Annotated in this window: 30 protein-coding genes; 20 read left to right on the top strand and 10 right to left on the bottom strand. The window is 37.2% G+C overall.

Going from position 1 to position 25,531, the window contains the following annotated elements; translation table 11 throughout:
• Positions 1–25 precede the first annotated feature (25 nt).
• The 10 genes from HQN86_RS14785 to HQN86_RS14740 all read left to right on the top strand — a co-directional run bounded on the left by HQN86_RS14785 (position 26) and on the right by HQN86_RS14740 (position 7,121).
• Positions 26–244: an AtpZ/AtpI family protein gene (locus HQN86_RS14785; protein WP_172661671.1), complete on the top strand. Its 219-nt coding sequence runs from the start codon at positions 26–28 to the stop codon at positions 242–244.
• 53 nt (positions 245–297) lie between these two features.
• Positions 298–684, top strand: a complete 387-nt coding sequence (locus HQN86_RS14780; RefSeq protein WP_172661670.1) for a hypothetical protein — start codon at positions 298–300, stop codon at positions 682–684.
• Between the two features lie 17 nt (positions 685–701).
• Positions 702–1,823, top strand: coding sequence for a F0F1 ATP synthase subunit A (gene atpB, locus HQN86_RS14775; RefSeq protein WP_172661669.1), 1,122 nt, complete (start codon positions 702–704; stop codon positions 1,821–1,823).
• Between the two features lie 41 nt (positions 1,824–1,864).
• A complete protein-coding gene (gene atpE / locus HQN86_RS14770) occupies positions 1,865–2,077 on the top strand; it encodes an ATP synthase F0 subunit C (RefSeq protein ID WP_048907663.1) in 213 nt (70 codons plus the stop codon).
• 92 nt (positions 2,078–2,169) lie between these two features.
• Complete coding sequence (locus HQN86_RS14765) at positions 2,170–2,664, top strand: F0F1 ATP synthase subunit B (RefSeq protein ID WP_172661668.1); 495 nt, start codon at positions 2,170–2,172, stop codon at positions 2,662–2,664.
• A 34-nt stretch (positions 2,665–2,698) separates the two neighbouring features.
• Positions 2,699–3,247, top strand: coding sequence for an ATP synthase F1 subunit delta (atpH, locus tag HQN86_RS14760; RefSeq protein ID WP_172661667.1), 549 nt, complete (start codon positions 2,699–2,701; stop codon positions 3,245–3,247).
• 62 nt (positions 3,248–3,309) lie between these two features.
• Positions 3,310–4,884 (top strand): F0F1 ATP synthase subunit alpha, encoded by a 1,575-nt coding sequence (gene atpA, locus HQN86_RS14755; RefSeq protein ID WP_172661666.1) that lies wholly within the window; start codon positions 3,310–3,312, stop codon positions 4,882–4,884.
• Positions 4,885–4,910: 26 nt separating this feature from the next.
• Complete coding sequence (gene atpG, locus HQN86_RS14750) at positions 4,911–5,792, top strand: ATP synthase F1 subunit gamma (protein WP_172661665.1); 882 nt, start codon at positions 4,911–4,913, stop codon at positions 5,790–5,792.
• A gap of 84 nt (positions 5,793–5,876) precedes the next feature.
• Positions 5,877–6,092, top strand: a complete 216-nt coding sequence (locus HQN86_RS14745; RefSeq protein ID WP_172661664.1) for a hypothetical protein — start codon at positions 5,877–5,879, stop codon at positions 6,090–6,092.
• Between the two features lie 165 nt (positions 6,093–6,257).
• The gene (locus HQN86_RS14740) at positions 6,258–7,121 is read left to right on the top strand and encodes a DUF4349 domain-containing protein (protein WP_172661663.1); all 864 of its coding nucleotides are present in this window, start codon (positions 6,258–6,260) and stop codon (positions 7,119–7,121) included.
• Here the strand turns inward: HQN86_RS14740 and ruvC are convergent.
• A complete protein-coding gene (gene ruvC, locus HQN86_RS14735) occupies positions 7,111–7,677 on the bottom strand; it encodes a crossover junction endodeoxyribonuclease RuvC (protein WP_172661662.1) in 567 nt (188 codons plus the stop codon). The genes HQN86_RS14740 and ruvC overlap by 11 nt on opposite strands.
• Before the next feature lie 43 nt (positions 7,678–7,720).
• Here ruvC and HQN86_RS14730 point away from each other — a divergent pair, with 43 nt between their 5' ends.
• Genes HQN86_RS14730 through HQN86_RS14700 form a run of 7 tightly spaced genes read left to right on the top strand, consistent with a single transcriptional unit; the run spans position 7,721 to position 14,635 of the window.
• Positions 7,721–8,698, top strand: a complete 978-nt coding sequence (locus HQN86_RS14730; protein WP_172661661.1) for a hypothetical protein — start codon at positions 7,721–7,723, stop codon at positions 8,696–8,698.
• Entirely contained in the window at positions 8,676–9,812 is a 1,137-nt protein-coding gene (locus HQN86_RS14725) for a glycosyltransferase family 2 protein (RefSeq protein ID WP_172661660.1), read from the top strand. Before HQN86_RS14730 ends, HQN86_RS14725 begins: the two co-directional genes overlap by 23 nt.
• Positions 9,812–10,903 carry an ABC transporter permease gene (locus HQN86_RS14720; protein WP_172661659.1) on the top strand — a complete coding sequence of 364 codons (1,092 nt, stop codon included), beginning with the start codon at positions 9,812–9,814 and terminating at the stop codon, positions 10,901–10,903. Before HQN86_RS14725 ends, HQN86_RS14720 begins: the two co-directional genes overlap by 1 nt.
• Before the next feature lie 34 nt (positions 10,904–10,937).
• Positions 10,938–11,549 (top strand): ribonuclease HII, encoded by a 612-nt coding sequence (locus HQN86_RS14715; protein ID WP_172661658.1) that lies wholly within the window; start codon positions 10,938–10,940, stop codon positions 11,547–11,549.
• 18 nt (positions 11,550–11,567) lie between these two features.
• Positions 11,568–12,770: a glycosyltransferase family 4 protein gene (locus HQN86_RS14710; RefSeq protein ID WP_172661657.1), complete on the top strand. Its 1,203-nt coding sequence runs from the start codon at positions 11,568–11,570 to the stop codon at positions 12,768–12,770.
• 40 nt (positions 12,771–12,810) lie between these two features.
• A complete protein-coding gene (gcvT, locus tag HQN86_RS14705) occupies positions 12,811–13,890 on the top strand; it encodes a glycine cleavage system aminomethyltransferase GcvT (protein WP_172661656.1) in 1,080 nt (359 codons plus the stop codon).
• Positions 13,891–13,906: 16 nt separating this feature from the next.
• Positions 13,907–14,635: a 2-phosphosulfolactate phosphatase gene (locus HQN86_RS14700; RefSeq protein ID WP_172661655.1), complete on the top strand. Its 729-nt coding sequence runs from the start codon at positions 13,907–13,909 to the stop codon at positions 14,633–14,635.
• Here the strand turns inward: HQN86_RS14700 and HQN86_RS14695 are convergent.
• Positions 14,619–15,410: a patatin-like phospholipase family protein gene (locus HQN86_RS14695; RefSeq protein ID WP_172661654.1), complete on the bottom strand. Its 792-nt coding sequence runs from the start codon at positions 15,408–15,410 to the stop codon at positions 14,619–14,621. The two genes, HQN86_RS14700 and HQN86_RS14695, sit on opposite strands and share 17 nt — an antisense overlap.
• Positions 15,411–15,416: 6 nt before the next feature.
• The gene (gene gldB, locus HQN86_RS14690; protein ID WP_172661653.1) at positions 15,417–16,460 is read right to left on the bottom strand and encodes a gliding motility lipoprotein GldB; all 1,044 of its coding nucleotides are present in this window, start codon (positions 16,458–16,460) and stop codon (positions 15,417–15,419) included.
• A gap of 62 nt (positions 16,461–16,522) precedes the next feature.
• Here gldB and HQN86_RS14685 point away from each other — a divergent pair, with 62 nt between their 5' ends.
• Entirely contained in the window at positions 16,523–17,185 is a 663-nt protein-coding gene (locus tag HQN86_RS14685) for a porin family protein (protein WP_172661652.1), read from the top strand.
• Positions 17,186–17,223: 38 nt separating this feature from the next.
• On the top strand, positions 17,224–18,864 hold the full coding sequence (locus HQN86_RS14680; protein ID WP_172661651.1) for an NAD+ synthase: 1,641 nt from the start codon (positions 17,224–17,226) through the stop codon (positions 18,862–18,864).
• Here the strand turns inward: HQN86_RS14680 and lnt are convergent, their stop codons facing one another.
• Genes lnt through rsmI form a run of 3 tightly spaced genes read right to left on the bottom strand, consistent with a single transcriptional unit; the run spans position 18,865 to position 21,899 of the window.
• On the bottom strand, positions 18,865–20,484 hold the full coding sequence (gene lnt, locus HQN86_RS14675) for an apolipoprotein N-acyltransferase (protein ID WP_172661650.1): 1,620 nt from the start codon (positions 20,482–20,484) through the stop codon (positions 18,865–18,867).
• Complete coding sequence (locus tag HQN86_RS14670; RefSeq protein WP_172661649.1) at positions 20,484–21,140, bottom strand: PH domain-containing protein; 657 nt, start codon at positions 21,138–21,140, stop codon at positions 20,484–20,486. Before HQN86_RS14670 ends, lnt begins: the two co-directional genes overlap by 1 nt.
• 48 nt (positions 21,141–21,188) lie before the next feature.
• On the bottom strand, positions 21,189–21,899 hold the full coding sequence (rsmI, locus tag HQN86_RS14665) for a 16S rRNA (cytidine(1402)-2'-O)-methyltransferase (protein ID WP_172661648.1): 711 nt from the start codon (positions 21,897–21,899) through the stop codon (positions 21,189–21,191).
• Positions 21,900–21,976: 77 nt separating this feature from the next.
• Between rsmI and serS the strand changes: the two genes are divergently transcribed.
• Entirely contained in the window at positions 21,977–23,248 is a 1,272-nt protein-coding gene (serS, locus tag HQN86_RS14660; RefSeq protein WP_172661647.1) for a serine--tRNA ligase, read from the top strand.
• A 78-nt stretch (positions 23,249–23,326) separates the two neighbouring features.
• Here the strand turns inward: serS and HQN86_RS14655 are convergent, their stop codons facing one another.
• The 4 genes from HQN86_RS14655 to HQN86_RS14640 all read right to left on the bottom strand — a co-directional run bounded on the left by HQN86_RS14655 (position 23,327) and on the right by HQN86_RS14640 (position 25,528).
• The gene (locus HQN86_RS14655) at positions 23,327–23,641 is read right to left on the bottom strand and encodes a hypothetical protein (RefSeq protein ID WP_048907641.1); all 315 of its coding nucleotides are present in this window, start codon (positions 23,639–23,641) and stop codon (positions 23,327–23,329) included.
• A 110-nt stretch (positions 23,642–23,751) separates the two neighbouring features.
• On the bottom strand, positions 23,752–24,456 hold the full coding sequence (locus HQN86_RS14650) for an SIMPL domain-containing protein (protein WP_048907640.1): 705 nt from the start codon (positions 24,454–24,456) through the stop codon (positions 23,752–23,754).
• Between the two features lie 86 nt (positions 24,457–24,542).
• A complete protein-coding gene (locus HQN86_RS14645) occupies positions 24,543–25,145 on the bottom strand; it encodes a lipoprotein signal peptidase (protein ID WP_048907639.1) in 603 nt (200 codons plus the stop codon).
• The gene (locus tag HQN86_RS14640) at positions 25,145–25,528 is read right to left on the bottom strand and encodes a TraR/DksA family transcriptional regulator (RefSeq protein ID WP_068891888.1); all 384 of its coding nucleotides are present in this window, start codon (positions 25,526–25,528) and stop codon (positions 25,145–25,147) included. Before HQN86_RS14640 ends, HQN86_RS14645 begins: the two co-directional genes overlap by 1 nt.
• Between the last annotated feature and the right edge of the window lie 3 nt (positions 25,529–25,531).

Here is a 25,531-nt window from a genome sequence, read left to right as displayed (position 1 = left end):
CCATTTTATTTAAATATATCAGTTTATGGTAGATCCTGAGGAAAAGAAAAAAGGCTTAAAGACATTTGCTAAATACTCTTCAATTAGTTTTCAAATGCTTGCAACAATAGGGGTTTTTGCATTTATAGGCTATAAAATTGATGAATACAGAGGAAGTAAAACGCGTATTATTACGGCTATATTTAGTTTAATTGGGGTTGGGGCAGCTATGTATCAGGTTGTAAAACAGTTGAATAAAAACTAAAGTCGATTATTTTAAGCCGAGGTAAATACCTACTTTTGTAAAAAATATAGATTTTGAGCCTAGCACGTTTTACCGTTTCCTATTTACTTTATTGTATTGTTTTGGCTGGTATAGCCTATCTGTTGCCAGTTGTTTTTCCTGATACCCGGATTTTGACCAGCAAATTTTGGCTGGTATATTTCTTCTTTGCCATTATCACCTACATCGCTTATTTCTGTGCTGATTTAGGCCTTAAACGTAATCCTGAAGTTGGAATAATGGCCATTATGGGGTCTATCGCAGTGAAAATGTTTTTTTCTTTGGCTTTTGTGCTGATTTACAGCCTAAATGCTAAGGAAAAGGGGCTGATTTTTGTGCTGAATTTTTTTTCTTTATATTTATTGTTCAGCTTCTTTGAAATATACTCTTTGTTACGTAACTTGCGCCACCAAAATAAATAGTAAAAATCTGCGACTAAATGGATTGTAGCCACGTTTTTGAGTTTAAAGTGAAAAGGTTAATTGTTGTTTTTACGCTTTTTTTAGCGTTTCTGTCGGTTTCGTCTAGGGTTTTTGCTCAAGGGGATACTGCAGTTGTTTCTGCTGATACTGCCGTAACTGCGGCTCATGTTGAAGGTGCTCATGGTGCCGAACATGGTGAGAAGAAATTTGAACCAACCAAGGTAATTATGGAACACATTGCGGATTCGCATATGTGGCATCTTTGGGGTCACCTTTCAGTTCCTCTTCCTGTAATATTATACACTCCAGCTGGTGTAGAATTTTTCTCTTCTGGTAACTTTCATCATGGTGAGCATGATTATACCGGATCTAAAAACACTTATCGTTTGGTTGAAGACAAGATTAAAATTGTTGGAGCCGATGGTCAGGTGGATGAAGCAGCTTCATCTAAAATTCTTGATTTTTCTATCACCAAGAATGTTGCTGCAATGTTTGTTGCAATAGCAGTTATTCTGATCATATTTATATCGGTTGCCGGTGCATATAAAAAACGTGTTGGTAAAGCACCTAAAGGTTTGCAGTCGTTTGTTGAGCCAATCATTATTTTCGTAAGAGATGATATAGCTAAGCCGAATATCGGACATAAGCACGCTAAGTTTATGCCTTACCTGTTAACCGTGTTTTTCTTTATCTGGATTAATAACGTTTTAGGTTTAATTCCTATTTTCCCAGGGGGCGCTAATGTAACTGGTAACATCTCGTTAACATTTGTTCTTTCATTGTTTACCATGATCATTGTGAATATCAATGGTAACAAATATTACTGGAAGCACATCTTTTTACCTAACGTACCTTTCTGGTTATGGCCGCTTATGGTTGTAGTTGAGGTTGTAGGTGTGATTTCTAAACCCTTTGCATTAATGGTTCGTTTGTTTGCTAACATTACTGCAGGCCACATTATTGTGTTGAGTTTGATCTCATTGATATTTATTTTTAAAACATTGGCTATTGCGCCGGTATCTGTTGCTTTCGTATTGTTTATGGATGTATTAGAATTACTGGTTGCATTTTTACAAGCCTTTATATTTACATTACTTACTGCTTTGTTTATTGGTATGGCAGTAGAAGAGCATCATTAATTAGAAACTATTTTTTACAAATTATATAAATTAAATTAGTTATGGTAGGTTCAATCGCGGCGATAGGTGCCGGTTTAGCAGTAATTGGTGCCGGTATCGGTATCGGTCAGGTAGGTGGAAAAGCAATGGAAGGTATTGCTCGTCAGCCAGAAGCTGCATCAAAAATTCAGACTGCAATGATTATCGCTGCTGCCCTTATTGAGGGTGCTGCTTTATTCGGTGTGGTAGTTGCATTATTAGGCTTAGGTGTTTAATAACTCAAACTGAAAAAGTTTAGGCAGGTATTTAACGATTGGTTATTTACCTGCCTTAATAAAGTAGAATAAGTTTAAAAGTATTATATAAAATGGAATTAGTAACCCCTACCATAGGATTAGTTTTTTGGACAGCAGTCGCATTTGTTTGCTTATTAATATTGCTTAAGAAATTTGCATGGAAACCCATTCTTGCTGCTATTCATGAACGTGAGCAATCAATTGATGAGGCTTTAAATAAAGCTGAACTTGCGAAACATGAGATGGCTCGTTTAACTGCTCAGAACGAGGAGTTGATGAAAGAAGCCCGTGCTGAGCGCGACCATATCTTAAAAGAGGCTAAAGCCCTTAAAGATAGTATTGTTCATGAAGCTAAAACACAAGCTCATAATGAAGGTACTAAGCTAATCGAGAAAGCTAAAATTGAAATTGAAAATCAGAAGAAAGCTGCTTTAGCAGAACTTAAGAGTCAGGTTTCAACTTTATCTTTAGAGATTGCTGAGCGTGTATTACGTAGCCAGCTTGAAGATAAAGCAAAACAGCAGGATTTAGTTGCTAATCTTTTAAAAGATGTTGAATTAAACTAATTGATAGTTTGTTTAGCTAGATATACCAAAGAAAATGTCAGAAAATAAAGCAGCATCGAGATACGCCAAATCATTAATAGATCTTTCTACAGAGCAAAATGCTTTGGAAGAAATCAAAAATGATATGGTTCTTTTAGAACGAGTAATTAATGATAATTCTGAATTAGAAGCTATCCTTAAAAACCCTATAGTTCCTTTAGATAAAAAAGCAGGGATTTTAGAAAACATATTTGGTTCTAAGGTTCATCAGGTTACAAAAGTCTTTATGAAATTGGTTGTAAGCAAAGGTCGTTCTGCGATTTTATTTGGTACAGCAAAAGCTTTTATTGCTCAATACAACTTTATTAAAGGTATTGTTACTGCAGATGTAACGTCAGCTGTTGAACTTACACCTGCAAGCAGAGCTGAAATTGTAGCTATTGTTAAAAAGGAAATAGGTGCGAATGAAGTTGTTGTTAAAGAAAAAGTTAATGACAAATTAATTGGCGGCTTTATTTTAAAAGTTGGAGATAAACAATTTGATGCAAGTATTTCAAGTGGTTTAAATAAACTTAAAAAGGAATTTGCTCAGGGAATTGTTTAATCCTGAGATGAAATAATAAGAGATAATAAATACTGAATTTACAAAAGAAATAATATAAAATTATGGTAGAGGTAAGACCAGACGAAGTATCGGCAATTATCAGGCAACAATTGGCGGGCTTCAAATCAGAAGCAGAACTTGAAGAAGTTGGCACCGTATTGCAGGTGGGTGATGGTATTGCCCGTGTTTATGGTTTAACTAAAGTTCAATCGGGCGAATTAGTTGAATTTGAAACCGGCTTGCAAGGTATTGTTTTGAACCTTGAAGAAGATAATGTTGGTGTGGTTCTATTGGGCCCTTCAGACAAAATCAAAGAGGGTGATACTATTAAACGTACTAAGAAAATTGCCTCTATTAAAGTTGGTGAAGGTATGCTGGGACGTGTTGTTAATACGCTTGGTGAGCCAATCGACGGTAAAGGACCTATTTTAGGTGAAACTTACGAAATGCCGATTGAGCGTAAAGCACCAGGTGTAATTTATCGCCAGCCGGTAACTGAGCCTTTACAAACTGGTATTAAAGCTATCGATGGGATGATTCCTATTGGTCGTGGTCAGCGTGAGCTTGTTATTGGTGATCGTCAGATTGGTAAAACAGCCGTATGTATTGATACCATTATCAACCAAAAAGAATTTTATGAAGCAGGTAATCCTGTATTCTGTATATATGTAGCTTGCGGTCAGAAAGCAAGTACTGTAGCAAACATTGTTCGTACTCTTGAAGAGAACGGTGCAATGCCATATACAGTAGTTGTTGCTGCTTCTGCTGCTGAACCTGCTCCATTGCAGTTCTATGCTCCTTTCTCAGGTGCAGCAATAGGTGAGTTTTTCCGTGATACTGGAAGACCAGCTTTAATTGTTTATGATGATTTATCTAAACAAGCTGTTGCATACCGTGAGGTGTCATTGTTATTACGTCGTCCACCCGGTCGTGAGGCTTATCCAGGTGACGTGTTCTATCTTCACAGTCGTTTGTTAGAGCGTGCTGCAAAGATCAACTCGAATGATGAGATTGCACAAGCGATGAACGATTTACCGGAATCGTTAAAAGGTATCGTTAAAGGTGGCGGTTCATTAACTGCATTGCCTATTATTGAAACTCAAGCGGGTGACGTTTCTGCATATATCCCTACCAACGTAATTTCAATTACTGATGGTCAGATCTTCTTAGAAAGTAACTTGTTCAATGCGGGTATTCGTCCGGCCATTAACGTAGGTATCTCGGTATCACGTGTGGGTGGTAATGCTCAGATCAAGTCAATGAAAAAAGTTGCTGGTACATTAAAATTGGATCAGGCTCAGTACCGTGAGTTAGAGGCGTTCTCTAAATTCGGTTCAGACCTAGATGCTGCTACTAAATCAGTTCTTGATAAAGGTGCACGTAACGTTGAGATTTTGAAACAAGGTCAGTTCTCTCCTGTAACTGTTGAGAAACAAGTTGCTATCATTTATATCGGTACTAAAAACTTAATGCGTTCAGTTCCTATAAATAAAGTAAGAGAATTTGAAGCTGAATATTTACAGCAATTAGAATTGCGTCATCCAGAAACGTTAAAAGCTTTAAAAGCAGGTAAGTTTGATGATTCAATCACTGGAGTATTAGAAACTGTGGCTAAAGAGCTTTCAAGTAAATACTAATAAAGCTGAACTGAAGATAAAGAAGAATGGCTAATTTAAAAGAAGTAAGAATTCGAATAGCATCGGTACAATCTACTCAGCAGATTACCAAAGCCATGAAAATGGTTTCGGCCGCTAAGTTGAAGCGTGCAACTAATGCTATCATACAGTTACGTCCTTATGCTACCAAGCTAAAAGAGATCTTAGGAAATCTTTCAGCTAGTTTAGAGGGATCATCGTCACCTTTTATACAAGAGCGTGAACCTAACAAGGTTTTGATCGTTGTGGTTTCTTCTAACCGTGGTTTAGCTGGTGCGTTTAATATGAACGTAATTAAAGCTACTAATAATTTGATTGCCGAGAAGTATAGCGAACAGTTGAAAAATGGTAATGTAAGTATTGTAGCTATAGGTAAGAAATCTCAGGATTTCTTTGAGAAACGTAACTACAACGTAATTGGAAACAATAACGAGGTGTATTCTGAACTTACTTTCGAAAATGTTACCAAAATCACTGATGCTATCATGGTAGGCTTTGCCAAAGGTGAGTATGATAGAGTTGAACTGGTATACAACAGATTTAAAAATGCTGCTGTTCAAATTTTAACTACTGAACAATTAATTCCATTAACTAATGGCCAGGATGCTACAGAAGAGAAATCTACTAACGTAGACTATATTTTAGAGCCTTCTCAGGAAGAAATAGTTGAGCAGTTAATTCCTAAGTCAATTAAAATTCAATTATACAAAGCTGTATTGGATTCTCATGCTTCTGAACATGGTGCCCGTATGACATCAATGGATAAAGCAACTGAAAATGCAGGCGACTTGTTGAAAGCTTTAAAGCTTTCGTACAACCAGGCTCGTCAGGCTGCAATTACCACAGAGCTTACAGAAATTGTAAGTGGTGCAGCTGCTTTGAATGGGTAGAATTGAGTGATATAAAAAGATCAGCGTTATATGCTGTATTAGTTTAAAAAATATTATTTTTGCGCAGTACATAAAAACAGTAAAATGGAACAGACACCAAAACACAATACAGAAAGCATGAAAAGAGCTAACGAGATCTCAATTTATAAGTTGATGACCGTTGGGATTTTAGTTGGTATTTTGGGCGTATTTTTACGCTTTGCTGGTGACTCTACAACATTGTCTATTATTTCATGGGCAATACTTTTAATCGGTTCTATAATCGCTTGTAAAGGTGTATTCAAAATATTAGACGCATAGTATAAAAATATTTTTTTAGAAACGTCCTCATTAGCAAAAGCTGGTGAGGACGTTTTTTTTTGTAACGTTTATATGATTTACATTAAAATTGATCTTATTTACTGAAATTTTTAGGTTACCTAATTTAATATTTGGTATTAAGGAAAAAACCTAATCATTAATACTATGAAAAAATATTTAATCTATTGTGTATTCGCAATAGCCATGTTTTCGTGCAACAGTAATAAAGATTCAAAATTAGAAAATTCTGACTCCGCAAGTGCCAATCTGGAGGCAACAGATTCACTTCTAGCTGAAAAGATCATCAAGACTGCAGATATGCGTTTCAGGGTTAAGGACGTTCAGAATACGAAAGAGAAATTGAGCTCAGCAATAAAAGCCGAAGGAGGAACCATTGCAGAGTTCACGGTTCAAAGCAATATCCAACAAACAGAAAAGGTAAAATATTCTACAGACTCATTATTGGAGCTTACTTCCTACCGCACGGAAGGATTTATAATAGCAAAGGTTCCTTCAGATAAGCTGGATGAGTTCACCAATAAAGTAGCAAAGTTTGCTGTTTTTATAGATCAGCAATCGCTTAAAATGGACGATCAAAGCATTGTCTATTTGAGCAATAAATTAAAGAATGAAAATAGGGTTGAGGCTGTAGAACAACTTAATAAGCATGCCAATAAGAAAAGTAATAATGTAGAAACCTCGCTATCTCTTAAAGATGATTACGTAGATAAAAAGATAGAGAATCTGATGATTGACAGTAAAGTTCAGTACAGTACAATTACCCTTAATTTTTATCAGGACAATACTGTTAAGAGCATTCTTGTTGGAAATGATGATTTGTATAGCTATCGTCCAAATTTCTTTACCCGATTGGGATTAAGCTTTCAGAACGGATGGTACATCTTTAAAGAAGTTATACTTGTTGCAATGAACTTATGGGTTTGGATATTAATTGGAACAGCAGCGTATTTCGGCTTTAAATATTATCGTAAAAGAAAAGTAGTTAACGCAAATCAGGTTACTGCTTAAGACGTTTTTTATTGTCTTTGGCAAATGCTTCCCAGCCGGAGTAGGATTTACCTGCTCCGCTGGTGCTTACCCTCTGAAAAGAATGGCAAACAGCAACAGCTAGACCATCGGTTGCATCTAGAAATTCGGGTGTTTCCTTAAAATTTAATAGTCGCTGTAACATGGCGGCTACCTGTTCTTTACTGGTATTTCCGTTGCCTGTTATGGATTGTTTGATTTTCCGGGGTGCATATTCTGCAATGGGGATATTTCTGGATAGGGCAGCTGCCATTGCTACACCCTGTGCCCGACCTAATTTTAGCATAACCTGAATGTTTTTCCCATAAAAAGGAGCCTCAAGTGCCAGAACATCGGGTTTAAACTCATCCAAAAGGAGAATGGTTTTTTCAAAAATGCGCTGTAATTTCAAAAAGTGATCGTCCATATGATCCATTTTAACGATCCCCATGGTGATTAATTCAATTTTACTTCCTTTCTCTAACACTACTCCATATCCCATTATTGAAGTTCCCGGGTCTATACCCATGATCACCCTTTCCTTTTTTTCAGCCAACATAAAACAATATTAAGCATATTTGCAGATAGTAAATACAAAAAAGTTGACATCGCGGTACAAAAAAATACTTTCCTACTTTATTAAAACAGCAATTGTTGTATTTGCCTTTTGGATCATTTACAACAAACTGTCTAATAATGAGAATTTAAACTCATTTAAAAATTTATTAAAGCAAATTCCTGAATCAGAAATTATCCTGGTGATGACTACGGTTATTGTTCTTATGCTTTTGAACTGGGGGCTGGAAGCGCTAAAATGGAGAAGGTTAGTTTCAGGGATAGAGAAAATTAGCATTTGGAGATCTATTGAATCTGTATTCTGTGGATTAACCTGGGCAGTGTTCACACCCAACAGAATTGGAGAATATGGTGGCCGGGTCTTCTTCCTGTCGCCTAAAAGAAGGATTGTAGGTGTAGTGGCCATGGCGGTTGGGAATATAGGCCAAATGGTACTTACCAACGTGTTTGGCGCAATAGCACTATGTATTTTCATCTACAAGTTTGTAAATATAGATTACCGCTTGTTTTATGCCCTGGTAATCCTTTCAATAATGTTCTGCTTGTTTTTTATCATTTTTTATTTTAATATAAAATGGTTAAATGGAATTTTGGTGTCCATGCGTTTTACACGTAAATACAAAAGATTCTATGGGATTCTTGCAAGATATCAGAAAAGGGAGCTGCTAAACATATTGTTGTTTTGCTTGTCAAGATACGTTGTGTTTAGTACCCAATACTTTATCCTTTTCTATTGGCTAATACCTGAATTACATTATCTTGATATCATGATGATGGTGAGTATTCTGTTTTTTGTGCAATCGACTTTACCTTCTCTTGATCTTTTTGATATAGGGGTTAGGAGTGTTACGGCATCGTACTTTTTTGGCTTCATAACAGATCAGAATATTGCAGTTATAGCGTGCACTGCTGGTATCTGGCTAATAAATATTATAATTCCTGCTATATTAGGAACTTATTTCGTTTTTAAACTTAATTTCTTTGGAAATATTCAGCGCAGTTAGTTACCTCTCCTCTTTCTTAACTATTTTATATGTAATAGTGGTTATAGCCTTTATTAAAGGGTGGCATAGCCTTATATATTTTAAGACTTCTGAGGGTGAAGGAAAAACCAGGGTGTCCATTTTGGTAGCCGCACGTAATGAAGAAACAAATATTTCAAATACTATTGATGACCTGCTTGCTCAAAATTATAATAAGGAACTCACGGAAATTATCTTCATCGATGATCATTCTACAGACAGAACCGCTGAAATTATAAGATCGTATGCAAGCAGAGGTGTAAAATTAATTTGCCTTAATGAGGATCAAGCTTTAAACTCCTATAAAAAAAAGGCGATACAAACAGCTATAGGACAGTCGACCGGTACATTGATAATTACTACTGATGCTGATTGCAGAATGGGGCCAGACTGGTTAAAAACGATAATCCAGTTTTATGAGGCGGGAAATTATAAAATGATTTCCTCACCTGTTGCTTATTTTCAGGAAAAAAGTTTCTTTGAGCGGGCACAATCGCTGGAGTTTCTTTATTTAATAGGATTGGGTGCTTCAACCATAGGGAACAAACAACCGTCTACCTGCAATGGTGCCAATTTGGCCTATGAGAAGGAAGCCTTTTATGAAGTAGGTGGATTTAAAGGAATTGATGATCTCGCTTCTGGTGATGATGAATTACTTTTGCATAAAATAGCAGCTCGCTTTGATAACAATGTTGGATTTTTGAAGAATAGAGATGCTATCGTTTATACCCATGCGAAGCCCACATTAAAGGAATTCATTCAGCAGAGGAAACGTTGGGCTTCAAAAAGCACCAGATACAAAAACAAGTCGATCATTGTTCTTGGTGTTTGCATATGGTTGTTCAATCTAAGTGTACTTATGAACTTGGGTATTGGTTTATTTATAGAGTTCTATTTTAAATTGGCTGTCTTTCAAATACTGGCAAAAATAATAGTCGAATTCTTATTTTTATATGATGTAACTGGTTTTGCAAGAAGGCGAAAATTATTGCTTCTGCTGCCTGTGTTAAACATATTGCACATGATATACATCGTTTATATTGGTATTGCCGGCAACTCCGGAAAATATAACTGGAAAGGGAGAATGGTAAAGTAGTGGAAGCAAACAATAGCCCTTCAAGAAAAGTCTGGAAACGGTTTAGAAAGAATAAACTAGCCTTTGGTGGGTTGTTATTTATTGTTACGCTTATCATTATGGGTATTCTTGGTTATGCAATTACTCCCGATCAAACCCCGAATGCGAATACCATGCATCTTCAGCTTACAAATAAAAAACCAGGAAGAACCTTTGATTTTTTAATTGTCAGTAAAAACAAGAACATTAGGAAAGTTAATTTCTTTGAGAAGATGCTTTATGGCCAGGAGGCAGACTTTAAGAGTGTACCTATCACTTCTTACCGTGAAAGCCAGGGCAAAGTTTATGCAAGAGAATATATTGGCGATGATGAGCAAGCGGAGGAAACAAGTTTCCCTTTAGTTAAAGGTACTAACCGCTATACGCAGACTTTTTGGCTAGGCACTGATGTTTATGGACGAGATCTGTTAAGCAGATTGATCCTGGGGATTCGCGTGTCATTGTCGGTAGGGTTAATGGCTGTACTTATTTCCCTTTTTATTGGAGTTAGTTTAGGGGCCTTGGCAGGTTATTTTGGAGGTAAAACTGATGCTGCAATCAGCTGGTTTATAAATGTGATCTGGTCGCTACCATCCCTATTACTGGTCATTGCAATTTCGTTTGCCCTCGGTAAAGGATTCTGGCAAATATTTATAGCGGTTGGGTTATCTACCTGGGTAGATGTTGCCCGTTTGGTACGCGGACAGGTAATTGCATTAAAGGAGGTAGAATTTGTAGAAGCATCAAAAGCACTTGGATATTCTACTCCAAGAATCATCATAAAGCACATCCTACCTAATATTGCCGGTCCAATACTTGTGGTTGCTTCTGCGAATTTCGCTTCGGCAATACTTTTAGAAACAGGATTAAGCTTTTTAGGCTTTGGGGCACAACCTCCAATGGCTAGCTGGGGAGGTATGATAAAGGAGCATTACGGATATATTATTATGGATGCTGCCTATCTGGCTATTCTACCTGGACTTGCAATTATGCTTACCGTATATGCGTTTAATTTATTAGCTATTGGACTAAGAGATGCATTTGATGTAAAGTCGCAAAATATCTCTGTATAGGCACAACTATTAAATTTACTAACTTTGTTGTAATATGCTATTGAACTGTTACCAGAATGAATTATTAGAAGCCGGATGTGATGAAGCAGGGAGAGGTTGTTTGGCAGGGCCAGTATTTGCTGCTGCTGTAATTTTACCTCCTGATTTTATTGCCGGAGAGTTAACTGATTCTAAAAAGCTTACTCATAAACAGCGTTGTAATTTAAGGGTAATTATAGAAAGGGAAGCAATTGCCTGGGCTGTAGCAGAAGTTGATCACCTGGAAATAGATAAGATTAATATCCTCAATGCATCCTTTCTTGCAATGCATAGAGCAGTAGAAAAGTTAGCCATAAAGCCAGAATATCTGAGCATAGATGGAAACCGTTTCAAAGCATACCCAAACATTCCTCATACCTGCATTGTGAAAGGAGATGGTAAATATTTAAATATTGCAGCAGCGTCTATTCTTGCTAAAACCCATAGAGATGAATTTATGGAAAATATATCGATCCAATATCCTCATTATCAGTGGCATCAAAATAAAGGGTATCCTACAATAGTACATCGGATGGCTGCCTTAGAGCACGGCTTGTCGCCATTTCACCGTAAAACTTTCACAATTAGCAATCCGCAACTAGCCCTATTTTCCGAAAACGAAGGATAATTAGTATTTTCACGTGATTTGAAAATATTAATTCTGACAAATAGGGTCCCCTTTCCGCCAAATAGTGGATATCCCATAGTAGTTTATAACACTATTAAGGGGTTGCTACAACTTGGCCTCGAAATAACCTTATTTAGCATCAACACTAATAAACACAGAGTTGATGTGGATGATATTTATGACCCTGTTTTTGACAGCATAAAATTCCATTCCTTTAGCTTGGATACCGAGGTTAATGTTTGGGGAGCGTTATTTAATGTTTTCTCTAATCAGTCTTATAACGTTTCAAGATATTTTGATGATGAGGCGGCTAAACTGCTTGAAGATATTTTAAGGGAAAATGAATTTGATATTATTCAATTCGAGGGGCTGTTTGTGGTGCCTTATCTGGATATTGTTAAAGCGAATAGTAAGGCCAAAGTGGTTTATAGGGCGCATAATATAGAGTTTGATGTTTGGGAGCGTATTGCAAGAACCGAAAAGTTTACACCAAGACGGATGTATTTACAATTTCTTGCGCGTCGTTTAAAGGTTTATGAAACCGAACAGATGAACAGGTTTCACCAGGTTTTTGCTATAAGCGAGCAAGACAGGCAAAGTATTCTTCGGTTTGGTTGTGAAACAGCTCTTGAAGTTTTTCCGGTAGCACTAGACTTTAAAAAATATGTTACCGACCCCTCTAAAACCAGCTTTCCTACGTTGTTTCATTTAGGGGCTATGGATTGGCGACCAAATAAAGAGGGATTGGAATGGTTTCTTGATGAAATATGGCCGGATATAGAAAAATTGAGTAGTGAGCTGCGATTTTATATCGCTGGAAAAAACATGCCCAGAGAGTTTTTTGAGTATGACTCTGAAAACCTGGTAGTAGAAGGTGAAATTTTTGACGCAATAGAATTTATTAATTCTAAAGCGATTATGATAGTTCCGCTGTTGTCTGGCAGTGGGATGCGGGTAAAAATTATCGAAGGTATGGCCATGAGCAAATGTATCATTGCAACAAGCATGGCCGCCGAAGGAATCAAGTGCGAACATGGTAAAGATATTCTTATAGCCAATACTGCCGACGAGTTTTACAGGTCTATACTGCAATGCATCACCAACCCTAAAAAATGGCGTGAAATAGGTGAAAATGCGAGAAAAACGGTAGAGCGTGATCACGACTTTTTTTCCATCTCTAAAAGGATGTTGAATATCTACCAAAAGTTAGTAAGTGCTTAAATTTTATATACCTTTGCCCACGTTTTTACAGATATATAATATGAAGAATACCGCATTAACAGATAAACACATCTCTTTAGGGGCTAAAATGGTGCCATTTGCAGGTTATAATATGCCAGTTCAGTACGACGGTATAAATGCAGAACATGCTGTGGTTAGAAACGGCGTTGGCGTTTTTGACGTTAGCCATATGGGCGAATTTATTTTAAAGGGCGAGAATGCGTTAGACTTAATTCAACGTGTTACCAGTAATGATGCTTCAAAACTTTATGATGGAAAAGTACAATACTCTTGCCTTCCAAACGAAGACGGAGGCATTGTTGATGATTTGTTGGTTTATCGTATAGATGAAAAAACCTATATGCTGGTTGTTAATGCATCTAACATAGATAAAGACTGGAACTGGATTCAGAAATTCAATGATAAAGGTGTAGAAATGCATAATATTTCTGATAAAACATCTTTACTTGCGATACAAGGACCTAAAGCGGCCGAAGCATTGCAAGGTTTAACTGATGTTGATCTCGCTTCTATGGAATATTACAACTTCGTAAAAGGTACATTTGCAGGTGTTGATAATGTTGTGATCTCTGCAACTGGTTATACTGGTGCCGGAGGTTTTGAGATCTATTTTGATAACGAACACGCCGATAAAATCTGGGATGCTATTTTTGAAGCAGGTAAACCTTTCAATATGAAACCTATTGGCTTAGGTGCCCGTGATACTTTGCGTTTAGAAATGGGTTTCTGTTTATACGGAAATGATATTGATGACGCTACCTCTCCAATTGAAGCAGGGTTAGGATGGATCACTAAATTCACTAAGGAATTTACCAACTCTGATGCTTTATTAGCTCAAAAAGAAGCTGGTATTGCGCGTAAACTAATAGGATTTGAAATGATTGACAGGGGGATCCCTCGTCATGACTATGAAATAGTGGATGCCGAAGGGAACGTAATAGGTAAGGTTACTTCTGGTACTCAATCTCCGTCTTTACAAAAGGCAATAGGAATGGGATACATTTCAAAAGGCATGGATAAAGAAGGAACCGAGATTTTTATCAATATCCGTAATAATAAAATTAAAGCCAAAGTAGTTAAATTCCCTTTTTATAAATAAAAGCCATATCCTGTCGATGCAAAAAAGTATAGAAGTTTGTTTAACGCCCGCATTATTAGATCTGTATGCTATTGAAGATAGCATTGTGGTAGTTATTGACGTGCTCAGAGCGACTTCTTCCATCGTGTATGGAATAGATAACGGCGCAACTGCAATTATACCGGTAGCAAACGTAGAAGATTGTCTTAACTATTCTGATAAAGGATTTTTACTGGCAGCAGAGCGTGACGGACAAGTGGTAGAAGGATATGACTTCGGGAATTCACCTTTCTCCTATACAACTGAAAAGGTTGGTGGCAGAACTGTAGTGCTTACAACTACTAATGGTACAAAAGCCCTTCATATGGCGAGAAAACGAGCGCATCAGGTAGTGATGGGCTCTTTTTTAAATCTACAGGCCCTATGCAACTGGCTTAAAATTCAGGATAAAAGTGTTTTGTTACTTTGTGCAGGATGGAAAGATAAATTCAATCTGGAAGATACCCTGTTTGCCGGAGCTGTAGTTGCTGAATTGCGTAAGGAATTTACTCATTTCGATGATTCTTCTGTAGCTGCAGAAGACTTATATAAACTGGCCAAAGATGACCTTAGAAGTTATCTTCATAAATCTTCCCATAGCCACAGACTAGCTGAATTAAATATAGAAGAAGATGTAAGGTTCTGCTTGCAGTTAAACCTTTGTCAGGCGATTCCAGTTATGGATGGTGATGCTTTAGTTTCTTTAAAAGCTACTCCAGTTCTTTAATCGGAACCTTTATCAGATTCTTTAGACTTTCGTTACTTTTAATGGTTTTCAACGTTTCTTCATATGCGAGCCAATAGATAGTTTCGGCTTTTTTCATGTCAAAAGTACTGATCTCACCCATTCCTTTTGGCTCGATTAGCACATTACAGAAGGCGGCCTTTTCTTCCATATCTTTATTTACAGACATCAGCCCCGCTCTTGCCATTAACGCCGTAATCTTGGTGATTTTTTCAACGGGTTTTAAGTGGTTGCATGACGATCCGATAATGAAATCGCAGTTATTTAATAAAGGTTCAACCGGGAAGTTATTTAAAATGCCGCCATCAACATACATCTCATTATTTATCATAATCGGTTTAAATATGCCCGGAATGCAGCTAGATGCTTGTATGGTCCTGATCAGGGGCCCTTTGTCAAAGTATACCAATTCTCCTTTGCTGAAATTAGTTGTAGCAATGGTAAGTGGGATTTTTAGGCTTTCAATTCTATCATCAGGAAAGTATTCTTTAAATAAGCTTGATGTATTTTCAATATTAATTAAGCCTAGTGAGCCTACCGCAGGTCGAAGGAATTTTAAGAGTTTGGTCTCTATAAAAATATTTAAAGCATCTTCAGGATCGATGCCTGAAGCAAATAAGGCTCCTGCAATTGAACCTGCACTGGTTCCGCTAATGTGACTAAACTTAATGCCGGCATTTCCAAATGCCTTTAAAACACCCAGGTGTGCAATTCCTCTGATTCCGCCACCAGATAATACGATTCCTATTTTAGTCATTTAGCATTATTTAGGTTTGTACTTTGATAAATTTAATATTTTTTGAGCATCCTGTTCAGCCATCAATTGCTGTAAGGTAACATCTTTATTTTCCTGCATGTACTTTCTTATAATCTGCCATCCGGTCCAGATACCTAATTTAGGAGCCGACTCGTTCTTCTCTCCAAGTCCGGGCGTAAAAGGGCCTTCGCTCAAAAGCACCTGTATCTTCTGGTAATCGGTTTCAAATAATAGGTTGTTCTGTAGATAATAGGCCCAAATGTCGCTTTCAAAAGTCTTACACCAGTCTATATGTTTTTGAGTATATCCTATTTTAACTGAATCCGGAACTTTCTCATCAAGCACCTTGTCCATAAAGTATAAAATTTTTCCGTTATGAATCATCTTTGAAAGTAAGGTTCTGTCTTCGTCCCGTTCATGAAATAGTTCTTCTCGTGCATAAGTCTCAGTTATTCGCGGAACAATGTATTCAGGAGTAAAACGTCGGGAAAGGTAAGTTGGTACACTTTGCACTATGGCTTTGTAAAATTGGTTGTTTTTTCCCATAAACATATCCAACCCAATGCCCATGTAATTATCGCCAATTGGCGTCTGCACAGCAAAACCAGAAACAAATGATATAAACTGAGGAACTTTTGCTTTAGGATAATAGTAAAGGACGTATTTAAAAGTTTCAGATAAGTCTTTTTCTATTGGTGTTATGTCTTTAAAAACACTATCCACCTCTTTGTTTAAATCTGAGTACGCAGAATCCTGGTATAGGGTGGTTAAGATCTCTTGATTTGTATAGTCAAAATTACCAACCATCCTATGCACATAGTCATCGTAAAAAGTACCGTATTTCTTTGTTAGGAACGCATTGGTCTCACTTAGATTTTTAGATTTTCCGGCATATAAATCTCTATCGAACCGGGCAATTTTGACATCTAAATGTATTGCGCTAACATCAGGTTTAGTACTTTGGGTACACGAAACAAGTAGTGACGAAAAAAAAGCCGACACAAATAGAAAAAATAGATAGCTTTGGTGGAATTTTACGTTATATATCATTGTAAACAAATATAAAGTAAGTTTATTCAAGCTTCATAGGCATTAAAGGAAAATATATTTATATGAAACACACATTTATCGCGATATTATTATTGTTTGTAACAGGAAGCGTTTTTGCACAAGATTCTTCATCTCCATATTACGGTTTCAGACTTGGATTAACCGCTCATCCAACAATAGGTTGGGTAAAACCACAGGTGGGTAAAAGTAATGGAGTTGCTCTTGGATTTTCCTATGGTTTAATGGGCGACTTTAATTTTGCTGAGAACTATAGTTTTGCAACGGGTGTTACCATCACTACAATTAATGGTAAAAGCACGCAGATAATTACTGAAGAAACTACTCCTCCAACTCAAATACCCTATGAACTTAAGTATAAGCTTCAATATATCGAAGTGCCACTTACAGTTAAACTAAAAACTGTTAAAATTAATGATATCCGCTGGTATGGTCAATTTGGTTTATCAAATGATTTTAATATCGGAGCCAAACAGGATGCCGATGCCGCAGGAAAATCAAGCTTGCGCGATGAGAATATTTCGAAAACAATTAAGCTATATCGTGCCGGTCTGATATTAGGTGCAGGAGCAGAATTTGAGCTAAGTGGAAATACAAGTATTGCAGCAGGACTAACGTATAACAATGGCTTTACCGACATTACCACCGATAAAAATAATAATATCCGCAATCATTATCTTGGTATTAATTTTGGCGTTTTCTTTTAATAAACTTACTTAGTAGTACTTTCTACAATTACAAGCTCATGAATATAGCACTGGCGCAACTCAACTATCACATTGGTGATTTTGAATACAACACAAAAAAAATAATCGACAACATTCAGTTGGCAAAAGATAAAGGAGCCGACCTGGTTGTATTCGCTGAGCTGTCTATTTGTGGTTATCCACCACGTGATTTCTTAGAATTTGATGAGTTTATTGGTCTGTGCGAAACTGCTGCACAAGAAATTGCAGCTCATTGTAAAGGGATTGCCTGTATTGTAGGTTTGCCTGTTAAAAACGAGGTGCTTGCAGGAAAAGATTTATACAATGCGGCATATTTCATAGAGGAAGGAGAGGTAAAAGCCATTGCAAAAAAAGCATTGCTTCCAAATTACGATGTATTCGACGAATACCGTTATTTTGAACCTGCCACTCAATTCGAATGCATAACTTTTAAGGGCCGTAAAATAGCCCTAACCATTTGCGAAGACTTATGGAACATCAACAACAATCCATTGTATGTTTCCAATCCGATGGATGAATTGATTAAGCAAAACCCTGATCTGATGATTAATATTGCGGCGTCGCCATTTTCATATTGCCATGATGATGAAAGGGTAGTGGTTCTGGCAGATAATGCTAAAAAATATAAACTTCCTTTATTGTACGTTAATCAGGTAGGTGCGCAAACTGAAATCGTATTTGATGGCGGTTCACTGGCATTTGATAAAGAAGGTAATCTTCTGGATGAAATGGCTTATTTTAAAGAAGAGTTAAAGATCTATGAAGTTGAAGGTGATTTAATTAAAGGATATACGCCCAAAATACATAGAACTATTACCGACATAGAGCAGATTTACGAAGCGTTAGTCTTGGGTATTAAAGATTACTTTGTAAAGTCGGGCTTTAAAAAAGCAGTGTTAGGCCTTTCAGGAGGTATAGATTCGGCTATTGTATGCGCCCTGGCATGTAGGGCTTTAGGAGCGGAAAATGTAATGGCGGTGTTAATGCCTTCAAAATATTCGTCTGACCATTCTATTCAGGATGCACTTGATCTTGTTAGAAACATTGGTTGTCAGCATGAAATCATTCCAATTAAAGAGGCGGCCAATGCGTTTGACAATATGATGGCGTCTGCTTTTAAAGGATTACCTTTTAACCTTACAGAAGAGAATATTCAGGCAAGATGCAGAGGGATCATTGTGATGGCGATGTCTAATAAGTTTGGCTATATCCTTCTAAACACATCAAACAAAAGTGAATGCGCGGTAGGGTATGGTACACTATATGGTGATATGTGTGGCGCAATTGGCGTAATTGGAGATGTATACAAAACCCAGGTTTACCAACTGGCTAATTATATTAATAAAGACGGAGTGGTAATACCAGAAAATTCCATTGTTAAACCACCGTCGGCAGAACTTAGGCCAGGCCAAAAAGATTCAGATTCATTACCTGATTACGATATCCTTGATAAGATACTGTTTCAATATATAGAGCTAAAGCAAAGTTCATCAGCAATCATTGCACAAGGCTATGATGATGCGCTGGTAAGAAGGATCATTAAAATGGTAAATACGGCAGAGTTCAAGCGTTATCAAACACCGCCGATATTAAGGGTTTCTCCAAAAGCATTTGGTATGGGCCGCAGAATGCCCATAGTTGGAAAGTACCTTTCTTAGTTACTTTTTAACCCACTTTCTGTAAGGAATAATTAGTGCGAGCAAGCCAGCCAATACAGATAGAATTTTAGGAATAAAATCGCCATTTCTTACATAAAAAGTAAGATCATCATTTAAATTGATATCTGCTTTAATGGCTGTTCTGGTCCACCATTTGGTTTGCTGTATAATATCGCCTTTCTGGTTAATGAAACAAGAAATACCCGTATTGGCTGATCTTACAACATACCTGCGGGTTTCTATAGCTCTTAGTTTGGCATATAACAAGTGCTGGTCCTTTCCTGATGTATTTCCCCACCAGCCATCATTGGTTACAATAGCAATAAACTGTGCGCCATTCTTAACAGCTTGGGCCACCCAACCTCCCCAGATCGATTCATAGCAAATTACAGGTACAGCACCTACCCCACCATACGAATAAAATACTTGAGGGTTTTTTTGCCAGCCATAACCACCTACTGTTCCTCCAAAACCTTCAAAAACCGGTGCTAATACTGATAATGCTGTGGGAAAAGGCATTTTCTCTACTCCTGGTACCAATTTAGATTTGTGATAGAATTGTACATTAGCAGAGTTCTCTATCTGTAATGCGGCATTAAAAACATCAACATAGGTGCTATTATCATATTGTCTGGCCGAAGGCGTTTGTTTGTCGTTGTAGAACTTAATACTCTCAATGCCACTAATAATACTGCCATTTTTGTATTTTTCAAGGAATTTCTGAGCATCCAGGAATTCAGAATTGGTGCGGATTCTATCTTCATCAGAGCGATCTGAAATTGCTGTTTCAGGCCATATAAAATATTCGGTACTTGGCTGAGCAACGGAGTCGGATAAATGAGTAAGGATTTTAAGCTGCTCACTTGAAGAAATACCACCAAATTTTTTGTAAGGATCTATATTGGGTTGTACAACTACTACGTTAACAGGAACCTCTTTTTCTTCGTACTCGTAGTATAAGGTTAGGGACAATGCAATCGGCGCTGCAATAATCACAACCCACAGAAGTGCAAATTTAAATCGGGCAAAGCCAATAGCAGTACCCGGTTTAAGTGCTTTAAAGGCCTCATAAGCAATAATGTTACTTAGTAGTATCCAGAATGAACCGCCATAAACACCAGTGTATTCATACCATTGCGCAAGCTGATGCATGCCCGATAGGCCATTCCCTAAATTCATCCATGGAAAGGAAAGATCCCAGCTCTGGTGCAAAAACTCCATTGCAATATAAAAGCATATTAGCCCCAAATAGGCAATGTATTTATTTACCAGTCTGCCTAGTCTGTAATATAGCCAGAAAGCAAAAGTCATGAGCAGTGCTCCTAAGCCATAAGGGATAAGCGAAACAAAGAAAGATACCACAGGGCCATTTACTGAACTTATGGCATTATACACCCAATAAATAGATGCGGTATTCCAAATTAGAAAGGTTAATCCTGCTGTTAGGAAAATACGCTTACCTTTTTTAGGATTTTCGCTTTGTTTAATTCTTTCTAAAGCAATAAGTAATGGAACAAGACCAACCAGTAATAATGGAGTGGTAAACTTAATAGGAGGCCACGCCAGCCACATTAAAAACGCACTTAGTAAAGCAAGGAGAGCAGTGTTTCTGAATTTCATTATAAGCTGTCTAAAATATCGGCTTTTTTAGCTTCATATTCTTCCTGCGTAATAAGGTGTTTATCATACAGGCTTTTTAGTTTTCTTAGCTTTAATGTAGTTTCATCTTCTGGTTCTTCTACCGGTATTGCAGGCGCAGCAGGGGGTGGAGAAAAGAATGCTTGTGGCTCGTCTTCTTCCACTGGTTCCGGAGCGGGCAATGTATTTACAGTTACTGGCGATGTGGATGATCTTCTTTCTTCCAGATCAAGTTGTCTTTGTTGCTCTTTAAAACTTTCTAATTGCTCATATGCAGCCTGATATAACTTGCGGGCCTGCACTTTAGGGATATATTCTGTGATGATATTTTCGCCATGTAAAGGCACGCAAATGAATTTAGAACCAAATAATTCTTCTTTAAAGGAAACTTCTTTAATGCTCTTCCAGGAAATGTCTTTAAAATTCATGGTAATTCCAAAATTGCCAGGCTCACAATAGAAGATACGCTTGTTACTTACTGCAATGCAATCAGGTAAAAGATTTACCGCCGGCTTTTTTTGTACAGCCATGTAAATCAGTTCCTCATTGCTGGTTAACATATCATTTAATTTACCTAAAACTTTTTCTACAGCTTTAGGATCCTGTTCGTCACTTAAAAATCTATCTATTAATATCATGTTATTTTCTTATAATAATTTCAGTAGTGAGCTATCAAAAATTGAACCCTAATTGTCGCGATCATACTTAGCTTTCTTTTTTACTTCTTCAGCTCCCGCAATACAAATTACGAATTCTCCTTTTAATATATTGTTTTCAAAATGTGATTTAATTTCGGTTAAAGTACCTCTCACAGTTTCTTCATAAAGTTTGGTTAACTCACGACTTACCGATGCCTGACGATCTGCACCCAAATACTGTGCAAATTCCTCAAGTGTTTTAAGTAACCGATGCGGGCTTTCATACAAAACTATTGTCCTTTCTTCCTCAACCAGTTTTTTAAAACGTGTTTGTCGTCCTTTTTTTACGGGCAAAAAGCCTTCAAAAACAAAGGCGTCAGAAGGCAATCCTGAGTTTACCAGGGCAGGCACAAAGGCAGTAGCTCCAGGCAAGCACTCTACTGCCAAATCATTTTTTATTGCTTCCCTAACCAAAAAGAAGCCAGGGTCGGATATTGCAGGTGTTCCGGCATCTGATATCAAAGCTACCATTTTACCTTCTTTCAAAAACTTAATGATTTCTGAGGTTGCCTGATGTTCATTGTGTTGGTGATGTGAATATGCTTTTTTATCAATCCCGAAATGCTTCAGCATAGGGGCGCTGGTACGGGTATCCTCTGCAAGGATCACATCAGCTTCTTTTAAAATTCGGATTGCCCTGAAGGTCATGTCTTCAAGATTTCCAATAGGGGTGGGCACAAGAAATAGTTTACCTTCCATAATTATTAGGTCTCGTATTGTGCTACTGCATTCGCAATGACGAGTTAAGTTATTATCTTTGTTTAAAAAATAAAATAATGCTGCAAGTTAACTATATCCGCGAAAATAGAGAGAAAGTTTTAGAAGGACTAAGTGTACGTAATTTTAAGCACCCAGAACTGGTTGATGAAATTATTAAAATTGACGAAGAACGAAGACAAGTTCAAACCTCGCTGGATAACCTTTCCGCAGTAGCCAATGCAGCTGCAAAACAGATTGGTGAACTAATGCGTAGCGGAAAGAAAGAAGAAGCAGAGGTACTTAAAGCAGAAACTACGTCAAATAAGGAAGAGCATAAGAACCTTTCAGATCAGTTAACAGAAGTGGAAGACGCCTTATATGGTTTGATTGTACAGCTACCAAACCTACCTCATCACCTTGTAAAACCAGGGAGTGTAGCTGAAGACAATGAAGTTGTTTATGAACACGGCAATCCTGCCGATTTACCGGAAGGTGCACTGCCACACTGGGAATTGACTGCTAAATACGATATTATAGATTTTGAGCTTGGTACAAAAATAACCGGCGCAGGTTTCCCTGTATATAAAGGCAAAGGCGCGCGTTTGCAAAGAGCACTTATTAATTTCTTTTTGGACCACGCAACAGAAAAGGGATACAGAGAAATGCAAGTGCCTCATTTAGTTAATGAAGCCTCAGGTTTTGGTACCGGACAGTTACCTGATAAAGAAGGACAGATGTACCATGCGGGAGTAGATAATTTATACCTTATACCAACAGCCGAGGTGCCTGTAACTAACCTTTATCGTGATGTGATTTTAAAGGAAGAAGAGCTTCCCATAAAAAACACAGCATACACGCCGTGTTTTCGCAGAGAAGCAGGATCATACGGCGCGCATGTACGTGGATTAAACCGCTTGCATCAGTTCGATAAAGTTGAAATAGTACAGGTTGTACATCCGGATAAATCTTATGATGTTCTGGAAGACATGAGTGCGTATGTTCAATCGTTGCTTCAGGAGCTAGGTCTACACTATCGTGTATTGCGTTTATGTGGTGGCGATATGGGCTTTACCTCTGCAATGACTTACGATATGGAAGTATGGAGTGCTGCGCAACAACGCTGGCTAGAGGTATCTTCAGTATCTAACTTTGAAACATACCAAAGTAACAGACTTAAATTAAGATTTAAAGGTGCTTCTGGTAAAACGCAATTGGCACATACATTAAATGGAAGTGCACTGGCGCTACCTCGTATTGTTGCCGCTATTCTGGAAAATAACCAAACTGAAAAAGGAATTAAAATTCCGGAAGCTTTGGTAAAATATACAGGTTTTGAATACATTGATTAAATAAGATCAAAACTTCATAAGCAAAAAAAGCTTCCCAATTGGGAAGCTTTTTTTATAGGTAGATGTAAATAAGGTATTCTATAGAATAAGAATTAATAATAAAATAATGATGATGATTGCACCAACAGAAAGGTAAACACCGCCACCTAACGCATTTGCTTGTTTTTTCAATCCTCTCAATTCTTTACGTAACTCTTTCTTCTCAGTTTTTGACAACTGAGATTTGTCCATTGAACGGATCTCCTGAACACGGTCAGTGATCTGTTTTAGCTGAATTTGCTGCTCGGCAGTCATCTCAGTTTTAATCTTGTCTGTCTTTCCTGCGGCAGAAACTGTGTTTGCGCTGATTGCCAATGTGAAAACTAGCACTAAAGAGTAAATTAATCTTTTCATACGATTTGAATTTTGTGATATTATCTAAATAACAAAAAACCTACCAAAAGTTATTGGTAGGTTTTTTAAAGGTATTTCCTTAAAACTGTATACTCAAGTAGTCACTACTACTATTTAATTTCGAATACTGTATTCATTATATAGTTCAGTTTTATTTTTTTAAAGTCAATCTCCGGTGCAGCAGCTCCTGCCATATCAGCACTTTCAGCTTTCATCATCATTACATTACGATACATTGGCTGTGGATATTGTTCATTGTTCACTTCCTGGATGTCAATTACACTACCTAATTTATCCCCAAGGGCTTCAACCAGGTAAGACGCTTTTTCTTTAGCAGCCTGTAGTGCTTTAATTTTTAGTTCTTTTTTAAGTGTTTCAATTTTTGAATAATCATAACTGTCAACGTTGGTATAAGCGATTCCTTTAGGATCAATAGAACCAATGATATCATTCCATTTATTCAAATCAGATACTTTTAAGCGATACTGTTTGCTAGCCAGATAATCAGGGTTTTTCTTTTTCTCCGTAACAATAGCATAGCTTGATAAATTGTTGATGGTTAGGTTTTCTTTGTCGATACCTGCTTTTTGAACAGCAGCATACAACTGGCTTTCCAAAGTAGTGATCTCCACCTTTTTCTTACTGTTGTTATCTTTTAAATATTCTTTTAAAGAGATACTGATGTAAATAATGTCTGGAGTAACTTCGGTTTCCGCAGAACCGCTAACACTAATCTTTTTTCTTAAATCTACTTGTTGAGCCATAGCGCTTATACTTAATAAGGAAACGAAGGCAAGGGTTAATAACTTTTTCATAATGATAAATGTTTTTCTTTTGTGTATTTAATAGTTAGATGAAATTACCATACCAATTCCACAAATCATTAGCACAAATCATAAAATTATTCTTCAACTATCTCATTATTAGGGCCAATTTCTTCTTTAAATTCTTCCTTAAAATAAGTTTTCTGGAACACAAGTATGATGATTACACCAACAGAGATGGCCGCGTCTGCAATATTAAATACCGGTCTGAAAAAGATAAAATCCTCTCCGCCCCATATTGGAAACCACGAAGGAAAATGACCTTCCCAGATGGGGAAATAGAACATATCTACCACTCTTCCATGGAACCATCCTGCATAACCATATATTACGCCATAAAGTACTGAATCTATAATATTTCCTAGTGCACCTGCAAATATCAATGCCACGTTTAAGATAAGACCACGATGGTATTTCCTTTGGATCAGGTAATGTAATCCATAACCGATACCGGCAACGGCTGCTATTCTGAATAATGATAAGGCAAGCTTACCAAACTCCCCGCCAAACTCAAGCCCAAAGGCCATCCCGTTATTTTCGGTAAAATGAATAATGAACCAATTGCCAATGATCTTGAACTCCTGACCCATAAACATATTGGTCTTGATCCAGGTTTTTAAAACCTGATCGGCAAGCAAAACCAGGAAAATTATTAATAAAGGTTTTGTATAGCCTTTCATTACGACTGCTTCAGTTTAGCTTCCATGCTTAAAGTTGCGTGCGGTACAGCACGTAAACGTTCTTTCTGAATCAGTTTACCTGTTTCTCTGCAGATACCATAAGTTTTATTCTCAATACGCACTAATGCAGCCTCTAAATTCTCAATGAATTTTTTCTGACGTGCAGCCAGTTGGTTTAATTGTTCTTTTTCAAGAGTTGCAGAACCATCTTCAAGCGTTTTGTAAGTGCCAGAGGTATCTTCTGTTCCGTTAGAATTAGGACTGCTTAGAGAGTTCGTTAAATCAAGAAACTCTTCTCTGGCCATACGTAATTTTTCCTGAATCAATTCTTTAAATTCTTGAAGTTCACTGTCAGAGTACCTTGTTTTTGTAGCTTTTTCCATAAT

Origin of the sequence: Pedobacter panaciterrae (assembly GCF_013204795.1) — a bacterium.
GTDB classification, from domain to species: domain Bacteria; phylum Bacteroidota; class Bacteroidia; order Sphingobacteriales; family Sphingobacteriaceae; genus Pedobacter; species Pedobacter panaciterrae.
Note: the sequence above shows the minus strand (reverse complement) of the source record. Positions and strands in the feature narration are given on the sequence as shown.

What these genes read in the sequence shown, in the direction of transcription:
- HQN86_RS14785 (WP_172661671.1), top strand. Translation starts at nt 26, where the DNA reads ATGGTAGATCCTGAGGAAAAGAAAAAAGGCTTAAAGACATTTGCTAAA.
- atpB (WP_172661669.1), top strand. Translation starts at nt 702, where the DNA reads ATGGATTGTAGCCACGTTTTTGAGTTTAAAGTGAAAAGGTTAATTGTT.
- atpE (WP_048907663.1), top strand. Translation starts at nt 1,865, where the DNA reads ATGGTAGGTTCAATCGCGGCGATAGGTGCCGGTTTAGCAGTAATTGGT.
- HQN86_RS14765 (WP_172661668.1), top strand. Translation starts at nt 2,170, where the DNA reads ATGGAATTAGTAACCCCTACCATAGGATTAGTTTTTTGGACAGCAGTC.
- atpH (WP_172661667.1), top strand. Translation starts at nt 2,699, where the DNA reads ATGTCAGAAAATAAAGCAGCATCGAGATACGCCAAATCATTAATAGAT.
- atpA (WP_172661666.1), top strand. Translation starts at nt 3,310, where the DNA reads ATGGTAGAGGTAAGACCAGACGAAGTATCGGCAATTATCAGGCAACAA.
- atpG (WP_172661665.1), top strand. Translation starts at nt 4,911, where the DNA reads ATGGCTAATTTAAAAGAAGTAAGAATTCGAATAGCATCGGTACAATCT.
- HQN86_RS14745 (WP_172661664.1), top strand. Translation starts at nt 5,877, where the DNA reads ATGGAACAGACACCAAAACACAATACAGAAAGCATGAAAAGAGCTAAC.
- HQN86_RS14740 (WP_172661663.1), top strand. Translation starts at nt 6,258, where the DNA reads ATGAAAAAATATTTAATCTATTGTGTATTCGCAATAGCCATGTTTTCG.
- ruvC (WP_172661662.1), bottom strand. Translation starts at nt 7,677, where the DNA reads ATGTTGGCTGAAAAAAAGGAAAGGGTGATCATGGGTATAGACCCGGGA.
- HQN86_RS14715 (WP_172661658.1), top strand. Translation starts at nt 10,938, where the DNA reads ATGCTATTGAACTGTTACCAGAATGAATTATTAGAAGCCGGATGTGAT.
- gcvT (WP_172661656.1), top strand. Translation starts at nt 12,811, where the DNA reads ATGAAGAATACCGCATTAACAGATAAACACATCTCTTTAGGGGCTAAA.
- HQN86_RS14700 (WP_172661655.1), top strand. Translation starts at nt 13,907, where the DNA reads ATGCAAAAAAGTATAGAAGTTTGTTTAACGCCCGCATTATTAGATCTG.
- HQN86_RS14695 (WP_172661654.1), bottom strand. Translation starts at nt 15,410, where the DNA reads ATGACTAAAATAGGAATCGTATTATCTGGTGGCGGAATCAGAGGAATT.
- gldB (WP_172661653.1), bottom strand. Translation starts at nt 16,460, where the DNA reads ATGATATATAACGTAAAATTCCACCAAAGCTATCTATTTTTTCTATTT.
- HQN86_RS14685 (WP_172661652.1), top strand. Translation starts at nt 16,523, where the DNA reads ATGAAACACACATTTATCGCGATATTATTATTGTTTGTAACAGGAAGC.
- HQN86_RS14680 (WP_172661651.1), top strand. Translation starts at nt 17,224, where the DNA reads ATGAATATAGCACTGGCGCAACTCAACTATCACATTGGTGATTTTGAA.
- lnt (WP_172661650.1), bottom strand. Translation starts at nt 20,484, where the DNA reads ATGAAATTCAGAAACACTGCTCTCCTTGCTTTACTAAGTGCGTTTTTA.
- HQN86_RS14670 (WP_172661649.1), bottom strand. Translation starts at nt 21,140, where the DNA reads ATGATATTAATAGATAGATTTTTAAGTGACGAACAGGATCCTAAAGCT.
- rsmI (WP_172661648.1), bottom strand. Translation starts at nt 21,899, where the DNA reads ATGGAAGGTAAACTATTTCTTGTGCCCACCCCTATTGGAAATCTTGAA.
- serS (WP_172661647.1), top strand. Translation starts at nt 21,977, where the DNA reads ATGCTGCAAGTTAACTATATCCGCGAAAATAGAGAGAAAGTTTTAGAA.
- HQN86_RS14655 (WP_048907641.1), bottom strand. Translation starts at nt 23,641, where the DNA reads ATGAAAAGATTAATTTACTCTTTAGTGCTAGTTTTCACATTGGCAATC.
- HQN86_RS14650 (WP_048907640.1), bottom strand. Translation starts at nt 24,456, where the DNA reads ATGAAAAAGTTATTAACCCTTGCCTTCGTTTCCTTATTAAGTATAAGC.
- HQN86_RS14645 (WP_048907639.1), bottom strand. Translation starts at nt 25,145, where the DNA reads ATGAAAGGCTATACAAAACCTTTATTAATAATTTTCCTGGTTTTGCTT.
- HQN86_RS14640 (WP_068891888.1), bottom strand. Translation starts at nt 25,528, where the DNA reads ATGGAAAAAGCTACAAAAACAAGGTACTCTGACAGTGAACTTCAAGAA.